Origin of the sequence: Desulfopila sp. IMCC35008 (genome assembly GCF_010646885.2) — a bacterium.
In the GTDB taxonomy this organism is placed as follows: domain Bacteria; phylum Desulfobacterota; class Desulfobulbia; order Desulfobulbales; family Desulfocapsaceae; genus Desulfopila.
In genome coordinates this window covers 5879572-5894657 of sequence record NZ_CP050700.1, presented here as the reverse complement: position 1 = coordinate 5894657, position 15086 = coordinate 5879572, and the positions used below count along the sequence as shown (strand labels likewise).

At 50.2% G+C, this 15086-nt stretch carries 13 protein-coding genes; 6 read left to right on the top strand and 7 right to left on the bottom strand.

The window, feature by feature from the left end; translation table 11 throughout:
- Positions 1 to 57: 57 nt before the first annotated feature.
- Genes GA520_RS25275 through GA520_RS25265 form a run of 3 tightly spaced genes read left to right on the top strand, consistent with a single transcriptional unit; the run spans position 58 to position 3380 of the window.
- A complete protein-coding gene (locus GA520_RS25275; RefSeq protein ID WP_163336182.1) occupies positions 58 to 1011 on the top strand; it encodes an ornithine cyclodeaminase family protein in 954 nt (317 codons plus the stop codon).
- Positions 1008 to 2441 carry a threonine synthase gene (gene thrC / locus GA520_RS25270; protein ID WP_163336181.1) on the top strand — a complete coding sequence of 478 codons (1434 nt, stop codon included), beginning with the start codon at positions 1008 to 1010 and terminating at the stop codon, positions 2439 to 2441. The genes GA520_RS25275 and thrC overlap by 4 nt, the downstream gene beginning before the upstream one ends.
- Before the next feature lie 3 nt (positions 2442 to 2444).
- Complete coding sequence (locus GA520_RS25265) at positions 2445 to 3380, top strand: homoserine kinase (protein ID WP_163336180.1); 936 nt, start codon at positions 2445 to 2447, stop codon at positions 3378 to 3380.
- Between the two features lie 34 nt (positions 3381 to 3414).
- Here GA520_RS25265 and modC read toward each other — a convergent pair whose 3' ends face one another.
- Genes modC through GA520_RS25245 form a run of 4 tightly spaced genes read right to left on the bottom strand, consistent with a single transcriptional unit; the run spans position 3415 to position 6777 of the window.
- Positions 3415 to 4470 (bottom strand): molybdenum ABC transporter ATP-binding protein, encoded by a 1056-nt coding sequence (gene modC / locus GA520_RS25260; protein WP_163336179.1) that lies wholly within the window; start codon positions 4468 to 4470, stop codon positions 3415 to 3417.
- Between the two features lies 1 nt (position 4471).
- Complete coding sequence (gene modB, locus GA520_RS25255) at positions 4472 to 5155, bottom strand: molybdate ABC transporter permease subunit (RefSeq protein ID WP_163336178.1); 684 nt, start codon at positions 5153 to 5155, stop codon at positions 4472 to 4474.
- A gap of 18 nt (positions 5156 to 5173) precedes the next feature.
- Complete coding sequence (gene modA / locus GA520_RS25250; protein WP_163336177.1) at positions 5174 to 5935, bottom strand: molybdate ABC transporter substrate-binding protein; 762 nt, start codon at positions 5933 to 5935, stop codon at positions 5174 to 5176.
- Between the two features lie 35 nt (positions 5936 to 5970).
- The gene (locus GA520_RS25245; protein ID WP_240910038.1) at positions 5971 to 6777 is read right to left on the bottom strand and encodes a TOBE domain-containing protein; all 807 of its coding nucleotides are present in this window, start codon (positions 6775 to 6777) and stop codon (positions 5971 to 5973) included.
- 346 nt (positions 6778 to 7123) lie between these two features.
- Between GA520_RS25245 and GA520_RS25240 the strand changes: the two genes are divergently transcribed.
- Positions 7124 to 11203, top strand: a complete 4080-nt coding sequence (locus GA520_RS25240) for a hypothetical protein (protein WP_163336176.1) — start codon at positions 7124 to 7126, stop codon at positions 11201 to 11203.
- Positions 11204 to 11223: 20 nt separating this feature from the next.
- On the opposite strand, the gene GA520_RS25235 is transcribed toward GA520_RS25240, so the two are convergent.
- The 3 genes from GA520_RS25235 to GA520_RS25225 are packed head-to-tail and all read right to left on the bottom strand — an operon-like array spanning position 11224 to position 13347.
- On the bottom strand, positions 11224 to 12000 hold the full coding sequence (locus tag GA520_RS25235; protein WP_163336175.1) for a PAS domain S-box protein: 777 nt from the start codon (positions 11998 to 12000) through the stop codon (positions 11224 to 11226).
- Positions 11990 to 12622: a DUF3786 domain-containing protein gene (locus tag GA520_RS25230; protein WP_163336174.1), complete on the bottom strand. Its 633-nt coding sequence runs from the start codon at positions 12620 to 12622 to the stop codon at positions 11990 to 11992. Before GA520_RS25230 ends, GA520_RS25235 begins: the two co-directional genes overlap by 11 nt.
- A 56-nt stretch (positions 12623 to 12678) precedes the next feature.
- Positions 12679 to 13347, bottom strand: a complete 669-nt coding sequence (locus GA520_RS25225; RefSeq protein ID WP_163336173.1) for a hypothetical protein — start codon at positions 13345 to 13347, stop codon at positions 12679 to 12681.
- A 283-nt stretch (positions 13348 to 13630) separates the two neighbouring features.
- Here GA520_RS25225 and GA520_RS25220 point away from each other — a divergent pair, with 283 nt between their 5' ends.
- Both GA520_RS25220 and GA520_RS25215 read left to right on the top strand, forming a co-directional pair.
- Complete coding sequence (locus tag GA520_RS25220) at positions 13631 to 14746, top strand: tyramine oxidase subunit B (RefSeq protein WP_163336172.1); 1116 nt, start codon at positions 13631 to 13633, stop codon at positions 14744 to 14746.
- Between the two features lie 27 nt (positions 14747 to 14773).
- Entirely contained in the window at positions 14774 to 15085 is a 312-nt protein-coding gene (locus GA520_RS25215; protein ID WP_163336171.1) for a (2Fe-2S)-binding protein, read from the top strand.
- Position 15086: the final 1 nt, after the last annotated feature.

Sequence of the window (15086 nt, the reverse complement as noted above, 5' to 3'; positions counted from 1 at the left end):
CCGGTACCAGTCGAAAGAATTCCGGTGGCCACATGTATAACGAGATGAAATTATATTATGACACAAATATTCGATTTACGGCAAATAAAAGAAGTATGTGAGAGGATGAGTTTTATAGAAACAATTGAAGACGGTTTCGGAGCCTACTCCAGGGGTGAGGTCATTGTGCCGCCTGTCGGGGAACTCACATTTACAGATCCTCCCGGCGATACCCATATCAAGTATGGATACGCCAGAGAAGATGATTTTTATGTCATTAAGATAGCCTCCGGTTTCTATGAGAATCCGAAACACGGCTTACCCTCCAACTCAGGGTTGATGCTTGTTTTTTCGAAAAACACAGGAGAGCTCCTCTCCATCCTTCTCGATGAAGGATATCTTACCGATGTGCGGACGGCAGTAGCCGGACAGATTGCCGCAAAATACCTCGCCCCGGCTGAAGTAGATGGAATTGGCATATTCGGTACAGGTATCCAGGCGAAAATGCAGGTACAATACCTGAAAGAGATTACCCCCTGCAGGGACCTCATCGCCTGGGGACGTTCAGAAAACAGCAGGCAGCAATACAAAGAGACAATGACAGGCCTTGGTTTTAACGTCACAACTACCGACGACCCTGCCGAAGTCACCGCCCACTGCAATCTCCTGGTGACAGCCACCCCTTCTGAGAGTCCCCTGATCAAGATGGACATGATCCGACCGGGAACACACATAACCGCCATGGGATCAGACTCACCCAATAAGCAGGAGCTCGATGAAAAAATTCTCGGCCAATGCGATCTGGTAGTTGCCGATTCAATTTCGCAATGTCTGGAACGAGGCGAGATCTCTAAGGCCATCAAGGCTGGAATTATCACCAGCGACACCTTAACAGAGCTGGGCCAGATCATTAACGGATCCGCACCTGGACGGACATCAGAGGAACTGATAACCGTGGCAGACCTGACAGGTGTGGCTGTTCAGGACATCAAGATATCAGACGCGGTCTACAGGGAGTTGATTACGAAATGAAATATAAAAGCACCCTCGGAGGAATCGAACCGGTACCATTTGACCAGGCTATTCTGGAAGGATTTGCTGCAGACGGAGGTCTCTTTGTACCCGAGACAATCCCTCGCTTTTCTCCCCGGGAGCTGCAGAATATGGCGACAATGGAGTACCTCGAACTCGCCGAAACCATCCTTAAAAAATTTATCGACCCGGAAATAATCCCGGCAGATGATCTAAGGGAACTGCTCAATAATAGTTTTGCCGGGTTTGAAAGTAATGAGATCATCCCTGTCGTTCGGTTCGGCAGTTCCAACCTCTTTATCCAGGAACTGTTCCACGGACCGACCCTCTCATTCAAGGATATCGCCATGGGTTTCCTGATCAACTGCATGGACTATTTCCTGGCCCGGAAGAACGAAAAGCTCTCACTCATCCTGGCAACCACCGGTGACACCGGACCAGCAGCAGCCTGGGCTGCAGCTGGAAAAGACACCCTGGAGTGCTGGCCGCTCTACCCCAAAGGCATGATCTCGGAAGAACAGGAACGGCAGATGACCACGCTCGAAGCCGACAATGTCCACCCTGTGGGTGTGACGGGGTGCAAAAATGGTGGCGATGATCTCGATGTTGTTGTGGCAAACCTCTTTGGTGACGGGCAGCTCAAAAAGGAGCTGAAACTCTCCAGCGTCAACTCCATCAACTGGTGCCGGGTGATGGTCCAGACTATCCACTATTTCCATGGCTATTTCAAGGTGGCAGAAGACGTTGGCGAAGAAGTTGTCTTTTCAGTACCGGCAGGAGCCTTCGGCAATCTCTGCGCAGGTTTCATCGCCCGCTCAATGGGACTGCCGGTGAAAAAATTCGTGTGCGCCACCAACGACAACGGCACCCTCTACAGGGTGTTTGAAAAAGGCTACCTCTCCCAGGAAGAGCTCATCACAACCTGCTCCTCCGCCATTGATATCCTGGTCCCCTACAATTTCTGGCGCTTTCTCTATTTCAACTGCGCTGGTGATACGGAACTACTCAATGATTTCATAAAAGAATTCAATGAACACGGATTGCTCAGGTTCCCGGCAGACCTCTGGAAACAATTCCGTACCGGCTTTGTTTCCACCACAATTTCGGATGAAGAAACACTGGCAACCATTGCCACGGTTTACGCTCAGGATGCGTACCTGCTCGACCCGCACGGTGCCGTCGCCGTCGCCGCAGCCTGGAACTGTCAGGACTCCTGGAGCCAACAAGACAAGGTTGTCTGTCTGGCCACCGCCCATCCTGCCAAATTCCCCGATGTGATCGGCCAGGTTTTTCATAGAATTCCGGGGTTGAAACTTACCACAACTCATCCATCCATTGAAGCTGCCCGGAATCGTTTCCACCACCTGCGAACCTGCAGTTACGACGTGCTCGAACCCGCTCTTGTACGGGCAATACGAACCAGATTATAGGCTATGGCAAATTACACCACCCTTGACCAGGACACAATCGACAGACTGCTTGCACATTACAATATCGGGGACGTCGAGAAACACTCTTCACTGGCTGGGGGATCGGCCAACTCCAGCATAGTCCTTACAACCAGCAGCGGGCATTATGTTCTCTCTGTTTGCGACGAAAAGGATATTGATGAAATATCCACCCTGACAGCAACCCTCGACCTGCTGAGCCGCCACAGCTTCCCCACAACCAAGCTGGTCAGGACGACTGACGGAAGACCATTCATTGAGTATCAAGGCAAGCCGGTCTACATCAAGCACTTTATTGACGGAGAGGTGAAGGAGCCCCTTCGAACAAAGATGATATTCCAGGTTGGCTCCGCCCTGGCCAGACTGCATTCAATTCCGCCAACAGACTTCCTCCCGGTTTCCTTTTCCTACGGCATAGAATGTTTCCCTGAAGTATATGGACGTAACGATGAATATAGTAAATGGCTTCAACAGAGAACAGATGACCTGCAGGACTGCTGCCGTAAGGAACTTCCATCAGGCCTCATCCATGGTGATTTATTCTACGACAACATCCTGTTCAGGGGCGAAACACTGACCGCCCTGCTCGATTTTGAAGAGGTGTGCAACTACTTCTTTGTCTTTGATCTTGGCATGTGCGCAGCCGGATGCTGTTGCCCCGCCGGAAAATTTTCCCTTCAATCAGTGAGCGGCCTTATTGACGGTTACCAGTCAATAAGGCCGCTCACTGATATGGAAAAGGAACTCTTTCAGTGCCATATTGAATATGGTGCTGTGGCTACCTCCTTCTGGCGGTACCGTCAGTTCAACATCGTAATGCCAACACCGGAGAAAGCAGAAGCACACCTGCAGATGAAGGATCTGGCACAAATGGTACAGGCCATCCCGAAAAACGAATTCTACCAGGCTGTTTTTGGTTGAATACCGTATGAAAGATCACGATTAATCCGATGATTCAGAAAATCCTGTTAAAAGCAGAGGCCTTGATAGCAGCAACCACCCTGCACCCTTCCCGGATACCCAGTTCACGTACCGACTCCGGCACAATCTGGGCGATAAGCACCTGACCTCCGCAATCAAGCTCCACCCGAACCCGATTCCCGGAGGTGAAAATCTGCTTGATGGTACATTTGAGCAGGTTGCGGGCGCTGGTTGCTTCAGGGTGGCGCTTAAAGAGCAAGATCTCCCGTGCATCCAGTTCGAACAGGTTGTCCGCGTCAGTGCCAGGTTCTGTCAAAATCAGGTTCGTCTGCCCCCAGCGATACGCAAAGAGATCGTTTCTCGGCTTCGGCGGGCCAAGACTGATCAGGTTCACATATCCTTTTGCCGGGCCGCTCCATGAGCTTCTGGCGAGTGATTCTGTAGCAATCTTTTGAGCTACTCTGCCTTTATCAATCACCAGAGTCTGGTCGGTCATCATTCGCATCTCCAACATCGAATGACTGATAAAGAGCAGGGGGATCGCAAATTCAGAGAATACCCGATTGAGATACGGGATAATCTTAAACTTGTTACTCTCGTCCAACCCGCTGAGTGGCTCATCCATCAGGATCAGCCTCGGACAGGTAAGTACTGTTCTGGCCAGGGCCACCCGTTGGCGCTCACCGCCAGACAGCGTTGTTACAGCACGTTTTAGCAGCGCGTCTATGCCAAGGATCTCAAACAGGGTTTCCGGTTCTATCCGCCTGTTCTCTATTTTCGTCCGATTATAACCGTACAGGACGTTTCGCCTGACACTCATATGCGGGAAGAGGTGGGCATGCTGGAAAACGACCCCGACTCCCCTCTGTTCCGGTTTCAGGTTTATTTTTCTTTCTTTGTCAAACAGCGGTTCATTATCGAGGAGAATAGAACCGCTGTCAGGTGTGGACAGGCCCGCAAGCAGATTCATCAGGGTTGACTTGCCGCTTCCGGATGGACCGAAAATTCCAGTCCTGGGGGAGGAGAGGGTAAAGGTGGTAGCCAGACGAAAGTCTCCAACCGTTTTTTCCATTTGCACGTCAAGCTGCATATTACACTGACCTCCTGAACCGGCGCGTCGCCGCTTCACTGACAAGCAACACTGCAAAAGAGAGACCGATAGAAACCATACAAAGGGTAAGGGCCATCCGGTCTCCGCCCGGAACGCTGGTATACTCGTAAATGGCCAGTGGTATAGTTTGCGTTACCCCCGGAATGTTACCCGCCAGGATAACTGTGGCCCCGAATTCACCGAGACTCCGGGCGAACATAAGGGTCATGCCAGCCAAAACAGCTCTCAGACTAAGCGGCAGAATGATGGTTAGAAAACTGTCCCACCAGCCCGCACCAAGGGTACGGGAAACCCTGGCATACGCGGGATCGATAGCTTCCATACCGATACGGATTGAACGAACCAGCAACGGAAAACCGACCACGGCCGAGGCAATCACCGCCCCTGTCAGGCTGAACACCACCCGGATATTGAATCCGGCAAGCAATTTACCGATAATGCCATTTGAACCAAATGCCAGAAGCAGCAGGTATCCTACTACGACAGGCGGCAACACCAACGGCAGATTGATGATCCCTTCTACTATTGATTTACCCCGCATCCTGCTGAAAACAAGAAAATAGGCGACACCTATACCCATAGGTGTCGAAATCAGGGTGGCCGAAATCGCGACTTTCAAGGAAAGCCCAATGGCCTCAATATCCTGTGGGGAAAGAGTCAGCATAACGAAACAATATTGTCTTTACTGCGGTAGGGAAAATCCATACTTTGCAATAGTTGGGTACACCTCTGCAGATACTATAAAATCATAGAAACCTTTTGCATCACTGTTCGACATCCCCAACACCGTCATCGCCAAAGGATATGTTACCATATGGTACAGCTCCTGCGGTACTTCAAAAAAGACCTTGGCCTGCCGGGCCAGTAGAGCATCGGTCTTATATACAAATGAACCGTCCGTCTCTCCCCGATCGGCATAAATCAGTGCTTGACGGACATCTTTGGCCATTACCAGTTTGCCGTCTTTCAGCAGATTATCATACAATCCCTTTTTCACCATTGCCTCTTTGGCATATTGTCCCGCCGGGACACTTCCCGGGCTACCGATACCAATTCGCTGTAATGAAGGCAAATCTGCCAGTGAGTTTATTTTCTCTTGAGGTAACCCTGTAAAAACGAGGGTGTTGTGGGCAAATATCTTTTGGGTAGAAGACTCAACCTTTTTCTCTTCTATCAGGAAGTGCATCCACTTTGGATTGGCCGACACGTACAAATCCGCAGGAGCCCCCAGATCTATTTGCTTGGCAAGGCCCCCCGAAGGTCCAAAATTGGAGATGATCTTCACCTCGGGATGACTCTTTTCATACATTGCTGCCAGATCCTTAAACAGTTCCGTCATCGAGGCCGCCACTGAAATACGCAACTCACCCGCTTGTAATGAGGCATAAAAAAAAATGACAATTATCACGGTGACTAGCTGTGTAATATACCGAGATGTATTCATAACTCTATTCTCTCTTCAATCTCTATGAGACTCTTTTATGGAATAGCCAGCAATACACTGGAGGCCTTGATAATGGCTGAAATCTCCATTTTTTCCTCAAGCTCCATACGTCGTACGGACTCACTGGTCACAATTGATGTGACCGTATTCCCCCCCGCAATATCAACTACAATCTCATCGTTGACTGCACCTTGACTAATACGATTAATAGTTCCCCGCAAAATGTTACGGGCAGAAACGGAATCAGGGTCCGCCCCTTTGCTGAGCATAACGGAGGGCGCTTTGACAAGGACATGCACCTCCTTTCCAGGAACCAGCCCAAGTCTCTCAACAGAGTTATGTGTTATGACTGAAACGATGGTATCTTCTCCTTTTAAACGAACGGTCACCACGCTGTTAACAGCGCCTTGCTCAATCCGGCTCACATTGCCCAGCCACACATTTCTGGCGCTGATCTGCATCTCCATCCCCCTTAATGATTGCAGCATCTCAAAGGACTCCCGCGGTGTCTCTTCAAAGAACGTAACCAGTTTTTCCTGTTGCTTCTGAAAAAGTCGGGCTCGTTTCAAAAAAAGTCTTCCGTTATCGGTCAGGACCGTACCACCGCCACCACTACCACCTGTTTTTCTAACCACAAGTGGTTTAGGAGAGAGATTGTTAATCGCCTCTACCCGCTCCCAGGCAGCCTTATAGCTGATACCGACAACTTTTGCCGCCTGGTTAATAGAGCCATTGGTTGCTATCGCTTCCAGCATGGATATGACCGGGTCTGGTTTTCCACCGCTTTTTGCCAACTTCGCCAGCAACACGGCAGATGGTATGGACTCAAGTATTTTCTTCAATCTATCTGACCTCACAACAGTGCGTTATTCGCTATAAGAATAACGTATACGCAAAAAGATATTCCTTGTAAAGCACAAACAATGCCAGACGGAAACCACCACCATAAGTCAATGAAATAAGTATTAATTTCAAAATCACAACCGACTGACCGGCCAACTCGCTCTCTGCTCCCGTGTCGAAACCCAACCATAATTGTAAGATTGTTACATTTTAGCACTCCCAGGTATCTCACGGCCAGGAACCATGTGATGCAGACTTTCTTTGTCCTTTAATTTTGAACATAACAGGCTATAATAAATCGACATTCTTACCAACATGCTCTTTCACCCTTGTCGGGAGGCCTACATGGCTGATATCAGTAAAAAGCTTTACTGGCTGTCGCTCCTTTTCATCGTCTTCTATTCTCCCAGCGCCCATGGTTCCGCACCCACCATTCCCGAGCAGCTACAGCCCTGGGTGCCCTGGGTATTACATGGTCAGGAAGAACGACTCTGCACCTCCTCACGTAACGGTAAAGACAGATTTTGCGTCTGGCCTGAACCGCTGGAACTCAAGCTGCAGTCAACCGGAGGCACATTTAAACAGAAATGGCGGATGAAAAAAGAGGGGTGGATACTACTTCCGGGCCAGGAAAAATACTGGCCACAAAAGGTAAAGATGAACAATAAGGCGGCTTTGCTTGTCAATAAACAGGGGATGCCTGCAATCTATATCGACAAACCTGGAAACTACACCGTCAGAGGCAGTTTTACCTGGCAATCACTCCCGGAGTCGATCCGTATTCCCAGCGGGACGGCTCTCATCAGTCCATTTACCCTGAATGGGGATGAGCACTCAGCCGACATCACGGGTAATACCCTGTGGCTTTCACGCCAATCAGACAACAAGGATCAACAGCAAGATACCATCCATACTCAGGTCTATCGTCTTATCAGGGATACCATCCCGATGATGGTGACCAGTCGTATTGAACTCCAGGTCTCAGGTAAACCACGCGAAATACAAATCGACTGGCAGCTACCGGAGAACCAGATCCCGATTCGCCTTCACAGCAACCTGCCGGTCAAGATCGGGACCGATGGACTCATGCATATGCAGGCCCGGCCCGGGAATTTCACCATTCTGTATGAATCACGCCTCCGCAGAGAGGTAGAGACCCTTCGTTTCGATAAATCCGAGCTGGGACCTGATACAGAATACTGGAGCTTTGAAGCACACAACCAGCTGCGCATGGTCAAGATCAAGGGAGATGCTACAGCCGTCGACCCCAGCCGAACAACCATCCCTGGCGAGTGGCACACCTTTCCGGCGTACCTCATGAAAAAAGGGCAGTCCATGGTTTTTGAAACCATAAAACGAGGTAATCCTGAACCGCCCCCGAACCAGCTCACCCTGCACCGTACACTCTGGCTTGACAGCGACGGCTCAGGGATAACCATCCAGGATGCAATATCAGGCACCGTTCACCGGCAACCAAGACTTGAAATGCAGGAACCGGCAGAACTTGGCCGGATGGTTATCAACGGCCAGGATCAGCTTATCACCCGCCTGTCCGTGGGTGAACCTGCGGGAGTCGAAGTTCGGCAGGGACAGATAAACGGGATGGCGGTCAGCAGGCTTGAAGGCACCATGCTTTTACCAGCTGGCGGCTGGGGACAATCCATCCAGAACCTCTCGGCCCAACTTATCCTGCCTCCCGGCTGGAAGCTGCTTCACGCTACCGGTGTTGACACCGCCAGGACCTGGCTGTCGCGATGGACGTTACTCGACTGCTTTATTGTTCTTATCATCGTCATCTCCACCTTTAAGCTCCTCGGTTTTATACCGGGAACGCTTGCACTGATCGGCCTGACACTCTCCTATCATGATCCCGAGGCACCAGTCTACTTATGGCTGGCCCTCCTTGGTTGCATCGGTATTATCAAGGCTGTTCCGGACTCTCGATTTATAATTCTCTTTAAAAGAGCCAGGGTCGCACTCCTCATCGGCTTAGTCATTATCGTGCTCCCCTACTCCGTTGAACAGTTGCGCATCGGCTTTTTCCCTCAACTTGAAAGAGTCTACCAGCCGTATTCACCTCCCGTGGATCAGCAAAGCGAGATGTCCTACACCACGGTCATGGAAGACGACGCCATTCCCGAAGCTGTCGGCCAGTACGCCGGAAAGGTACTGTCAAAGCGCAGTGTACCTGCTGACATCGAAAACCTGGCCCCAAAGCGGCTGGAACAACAGTATGATACCCAGTCTAAAGTTCAGGCCGGTCCCGGTGTGCCGGATAAAAAATGGCGGGTCATACCTCTCACATGGAACGGTCCGGTGGAGAAAGAGTTGATGCTGGAACTCATCATGATCTCACCAATTATCAACCTGGTACTCACGGTTCTGAAGGTGATGGCCATTTTCCTACTGGCATTTTTTATGTTCGACCGTGAAAAGAAAACAAGTACTCCAGTCCAACCAACATCAAAGGCCCGGGTTACAACTGCTGCTGCCGTCTTTCTGCTGCTCCTGACCACCGCCTCAGTACCCTTCGGATACTGCTCCCAATATCCGGATAGTGAGTTATTGCAAACCCTCCGCACCCGAATGCTGGAGCCTGATAAATGTTTCCCGGACTGTGCAGATCTCGAATCGATGCAGATTGTTCTCAAAGGTTCAAAAATCACACTTACCATTCAAGCGAACAGCATCATTGAATCCGCCGTCCGGCTCCCGCAGGGAGAAGGTATTTTCTGGCGGGGAATCACCCTGGACAAGGTACGTATCCCTGTTCTCGAAAACAATAACAACCTCTGGGTCCCCTTGAATGCCGGACGTCACACCTTGCGGATGACCGGTCTGCTGAACGCGACAGATTTGCAGCTTATGCTGCCAGTTACGCCACATACTGCAACGTTTGACGGCAGTAACGAGTGGTCTGTGGAAGGGCTTGATATCAACAATGTTCCGGGTGGTCAACTCCAGTTTATCAAAAGTGACAATCTGCAAAACTCAGAAGATTTCGAAACCTCAACCCTGCCACCGCTTATGCAGGTCGAACGGATCCTGCATCTCGGCCTGCAATGGCGGGTGGAAACTGTCATCACCCGGCTCTCACCCGTTGGCACCTCCGTTTTTCTGACCGTCCCCCTTCTTGAGGGTGAATCCGTTACCAACCCCGAATATGAGGTGGATGACTATGGTGTGAAGGTTGGTTTTGCCACCAACCAGAAGCAGAAGCGATGGAGCTCTGTCTTTGAAAAAAAATCCCGGATACTTCTGGAAGCCCCTGAAACAACAGAGTGGTATGAAATATGGCGACTTGACGCCAGCCCAATCTGGCACGTGGAAGCAGATGGCTTTGCCCCTATCCATCATCATTCAAAAGGTGGTGCCTGGCGACCTGAATGGCGCCCATGGCCCGGCGAGAAGCTAAGCCTGGATATCACCAGGCCCAAAGGTGTTCCGGGAACCACCAAGACCATCGATTCAAGCCTGCTGCAAATCAGTCCGGGTCTCAGGTCCACCGCCATGCAGCTCGCCTTGACCATCCGCTCCACACGAGGAGACCAGCAGCAGGTCATTATCCCTGAAAACGCAACTATCCAATCAGTAAAAATCAACGGCCGGGAGCAGCCAGTTAAAAATGAGCGTACGGTCATTGTACCGCTTACTCCCGGTAGCCAGCACATTGAAATCACCTGGCAGACCCCGGAAGGCATTTCCACCGTCTTCGAGGTACCCGAAATCGATCTGGGCAGTGAAAGTGTCAATGGTACTATCGAAATCCGCATCGGCAAACGTTGGGTATGGTTTGTCAAAGGCCCGCGGATAGGTCCAGCCATTCTTTTTTACAGCGAGCTGCTTATTATCCTGATCGCCTCAATCATCCTGGGTTATCTCAAAATCACGCCACTCAGGAGCTACCACTGGTTTATCCTCGGTTTCGGCCTCTGCCAGAGTGGCCTTATTCCCTGTCTGGTTATTGTCGGTTGGTTTGTGGCTCTTAAGATCCGTGCAGAGAAAGGGAACCTGCTGAATGGGGCATGGTTTAACCTCGCCCAGGTAGTGCTTGTCGCTCTCACTCTTATCACCATCGGTGCCCTGATTTTCGCCATCAGGAACGGCTTGCTCGGCCATCCGGATATGCTGATTGCCGGTAACAATTCATCTAGCTTCCTGTTGCGCTGGTACCAGGATCGGGTTGTTGAAACTGCCCTGCCGCAACCGATGGTTGTCTCTATCCCAATGTTGGCCTACCGCATCACCATGCTCACCTGGGCACTGTGGCTGGCATTCAACCTGCTGAAATGGGTCAAGTGGGGGTGGCACTGCTTTACAGTCGAGAGTGGTTGGAAACAAACCACCATTGGTCTGAAACGGAAAAAGAAGTCTGAGCCTGCTCAGCAGACAAGCACAATCACAAAAGATGATCGGCCCGAATGAGAAAGGAAGGCAGGGTAGAATTATCCATCCTGCTCCTGGTCGAATACCTCCGGATAGAGTTCCTCGGCACATTGAGGGCATATGGAGTGGCTGAAATCCGCCTCCGAGTGGTGGGATATATATGATTCGACCTGGCTCCAATACCCCTTATCATCTCTAATTTGCTTGCATTTGGAACAAATAGGAATAATACCGCGAAGCAATTTCAATTCAGTAATATCATTTATAACATACAACAGGTATTGGTTGTCATCTATATCAATCGGGCCGGAGTAGACCTCCACCTCACGGATCTCACCTGAGGCCAGGCGGTGCTTGAAGAGGAACTGCTTCCTTTTCTCTTCTTGCGCCCGGACTATCTCAAGTTTCACCGCAGCTTCTGACAAGGTATTAATCTCAGAAATTGTAATCTTGCGTATTTCATCCCGTGTATATCCGTAAAAATCACAAGCTGCCGAATTGGCATCGACAACAGCACCGGAACCAGGATCTATGAGCAACATGATGCTGTGATTTTTCTCAAAAAGAGCCGCATGACGGACTTCGCTTCGTTCTTTTTCCCGCATCTCTTCCTGCAAAACCGTATTCAACTCCTTGAGATTGATCAAGGCTTTTCGGTACCTGTCCTGGAGATAACCAAGCAAGAAACCGAATGTCCCGCCAACCAGCAGGGGAAGCAGGTAGGCCTGGGGCGTGAGAAAAGATCCTGTCCTGGTCAGGATGGCACCCGCCAGGAGTGGGAGGAGCAATGCTCCCAGGAGTGGAAATATAACTTTATATGGCAGATTAGTTATCATCTGCTGTTGCCCCGGTGTCCCTCGTTAACTTGTGTGCAAAAAGGGAGCCGAGAATACTCACCGACTCCATATCCAGGTAAGATTCGATCGTCTGGTCAAACAAAGTGGTACACTCGGATTCGAAATCTTCATCCGCATCGTTGAATCGTAAAAAGAGGGGGATTTTCGGTAAGAGTGTAAACTGCATGGAGACATCGAAAGAGGCGTCATCCGCAACAATCTCTCCTCCCAACCTTTTACCCGCCAACTCCAGTTCAACGAGTTTTCCGGAAAAATATTCAGCAATCCTGGCATTGGTCTGGAGTGAATAGTTCTGCCGTAAAGGTTGCGCATCCTTAAAGGTATGGTAGGCGACCCAACCCGACGGTTCAGGGATTTCATCCGGCAGCATCAGCAGATATTTAAAGAGGACAATACTCTGGGCAAATCCCGCCCTTTTGCCATCACAACTCCTGATCCCCCCTTTTGAAACACGGTAGCCCTCGCCTGACAGCATAATCGTCATTTCACCATCATCAAACGGTATACCGAGTCGCAGGGCTATCCCACCCAGATCCGCGTCAGCCAGCAAGGATAGATAATGCGTGTAGGTTTTCTCAAACACCTCGTTCGGTTGGCCCATAACCTCATTTTTCCCTTCGCAGTTTCCTACATTTACCACAACAAGACAAACCTGGATTAAGGAGTACCGGCTCCAATCCTGGTGCGCGTCATCTTCTTTACTTCATTCTTATCTATGGAGACCCAGAGACCGCCTGAATCTTCAAAGGACACTGTATCTTTTGACATAACCGCGTTATCGGTAAAAATTCTGCTCCCGCTGAACAACTCGATTTCATACCTGTATCGGGGAACTGCTGCCTCTTCTGTTTTTGTCGCAACCGGTGGCTCATTACGTTCCACCTTGTTCAACACCCGCTGCCTATTCAACTCAACCCTTCGTTGAAGCAGGACCTCCCGCTTGGCCTGCTCAATATCAGCCTCATTATATTCACGATGTATCGGTCCTCCATCAGTTTGTTCCCTGTCTACAGCAACAGCCGGTGGCCCAGCTTCTTCATACGCACTGTTACCATTCCCCATTCGCGGAAAATAATCGTGCATAACAGACTGCAGAAACGAAACAGTAAAGTAAGGGTATTTATACGGCCACTGGTGGCCGAGTAGAAATATACAACCCACCAATCCAAGGAAAATAAGGATTAACCCTTTGCGGATAACCAGATGCCGAAAAATCCCTCTTGAATCAGCCGGTTTTCCCGCCGGAATATCACGATTATCGAAGGTGGTAAAATTATCCCTGGGATTCCCTTCATACTCCCAGGCCTTGGGATCTTCTTGCACCATAATACTCGATTTCCATCAGCCATATAACCATTTCACATCTGGACCATCATACGACAATCTCAAGACAGGACACATTGAAATCCCTACGATCAACAATGCCCTGGTCATTATAGAATAATGGACCAACATGCAGCATTACAAGTATAAAAAAATGCCTGTCTACAGGTTTTTACATCTGTTATTGACAAATATCTGAAGTCTGATATATCATACATCTCTATCTTGTCACATAAAGCCCGTTTCCGATAGAAACACAATTGCTCCTATCACAGTGAGGTACACTATGTCATCTTCCAGACTTGTCATGAAGTTTCTCTCCCAACAGGACATGATTGCTGCCGGCGTCACCGATATGGAACGCTGTATCGATACCATGGATGAAGTTTTCACCCTGCTCGGCAAAGGTGATTACGTCATGGGCGGCTCGACCCGTAACTCACATGGCCAGCGTATATGGTTCCCTAAGGAACCGAAATTTGAGGGCATGCCCAAGGGCGGTCCTGACCAGAGGTTCATGTCACTGCCCGGTTATCTGGGGGGGCGCTTTAAGGTCTGCGGGAATAAGTGGTACGGATCGAATGTCAATAACCCTCAAAAACACGGGCTGCCTCGGTCCATCCTTACCATGACCCTGAATGACGCCGAAACCGCAAGTCCCCTGGCGGTCATGGAAGCCAACATCCTGAGCGGCATGCGCACAGGAGCAGTTGTCGGCTTAAGCGCACGTTACCTGGCCCGCGAAGACAGTGAGACTCTGGGTGTTATCGCTGCCGGTCCTATCAGCAAGTTCAGCACCAGCGCAATCGTCAAGGCTGTCCCCTCACTCAAGAAGGTCACGGTATTCGACATTAACAAAGAGGCATCACGCATTTTCTGCGAGGAGATGGGCGAACAGCTCAATATCGATGTCACCATTGTCAACCGCTTCGAAGATGCAGTCATTGGACAGGACATTATCACCTCAGCCATCTCCGGCGACCACACCCCACTTTTCAAGGATGAATGGTTAAAGGAAGGATCCCTCCTCACCCTGCCTGGTCGTGCCAATGTCGAAAAGAATTACCTCAAAGAAGCCTACGTCGTACCCGATGGCTGGGAAATGCAAAAGACCTACAAGATAGAAGGATTGATGCTGCCCGAAGACGAGCGCACCATCCCGCATATCCAACTCCATAGCCTGGTTGACAGCGGTGAGATCAGGGAAAGCGATATAAACGACCTGGGCAAAATCGCCGCTGGCCTGGCCACCATCGATAAGGCCAGCGACAAGCGACGCTATTTTATCTCCAACGGCATGATTCTCCAGGATATCGGCTGGGCCATGGTGATGTATGAAAACGCCGTGGAAAAAGGACTTGGCCAGGATCTCGTGATGTGGGAACAACCGTACCGCGTCTAATTATCAGCAATTACGAATGGAATTGTAATGAGTAACACCAACAGCAAATTTGTCTGGAGTACTCCGTCTGCAAATCAAGAGACGGTCACCGTCACATTCGAGGGTGAGAATTGCACGGTACCTTCAGGAGTTACTGTGGCAGCCGCCCTTCTGGGTCACGACGACAACCATTTCTGCAGATCAGCCGCGGAAAACGATACACGGGCACCCTACTGCCTGATGGGGGTCTGCTTCGAGTGTCTGGTCGAAATCGACGGGCAAAAGAACCGTCAGGCATGTCTGGAACCGGTATACGACGGGATGCGGGTTAAACGGCAGCACAGTCCGGGAAGTAATTGAA

Bases quoted from the DNA above. Each gene is read 5' to 3' on its own strand.
- GA520_RS25240 (WP_163336176.1), top strand. From the start codon at position 7,124: ATGGCTGATATCAGTAAAAAGCTTTACTGGCTGTCGCTCCTTTTCATC.
- GA520_RS25220 (WP_163336172.1), top strand. From the start codon at position 13,631: ATGTCATCTTCCAGACTTGTCATGAAGTTTCTCTCCCAACAGGACATG.
- thrC (WP_163336181.1), top strand. From the start codon at position 1,008: ATGAAATATAAAAGCACCCTCGGAGGAATCGAACCGGTACCATTTGAC.
- GA520_RS25275 (WP_163336182.1), top strand. From the start codon at position 58: ATGACACAAATATTCGATTTACGGCAAATAAAAGAAGTATGTGAGAGG.
- GA520_RS25225 (WP_163336173.1), bottom strand. From the start codon at position 13,347: ATGGTGCAAGAAGATCCCAAGGCCTGGGAGTATGAAGGGAATCCCAGG.
- GA520_RS25215 (WP_163336171.1), top strand. From the start codon at position 14,774: ATGAGTAACACCAACAGCAAATTTGTCTGGAGTACTCCGTCTGCAAAT.
- GA520_RS25265 (WP_163336180.1), top strand. From the start codon at position 2,445: ATGGCAAATTACACCACCCTTGACCAGGACACAATCGACAGACTGCTT.
- modB (WP_163336178.1), bottom strand. From the start codon at position 5,155: ATGCTGACTCTTTCCCCACAGGATATTGAGGCCATTGGGCTTTCCTTG.
- modA (WP_163336177.1), bottom strand. From the start codon at position 5,935: ATGAATACATCTCGGTATATTACACAGCTAGTCACCGTGATAATTGTC.
- GA520_RS25230 (WP_163336174.1), bottom strand. From the start codon at position 12,622: ATGGGCCAACCGAACGAGGTGTTTGAGAAAACCTACACGCATTATCTA.
- modC (WP_163336179.1), bottom strand. From the start codon at position 4,470: ATGCAGCTTGACGTGCAAATGGAAAAAACGGTTGGAGACTTTCGTCTG.
- GA520_RS25235 (WP_163336175.1), bottom strand. From the start codon at position 12,000: ATGATAACTAATCTGCCATATAAAGTTATATTTCCACTCCTGGGAGCA.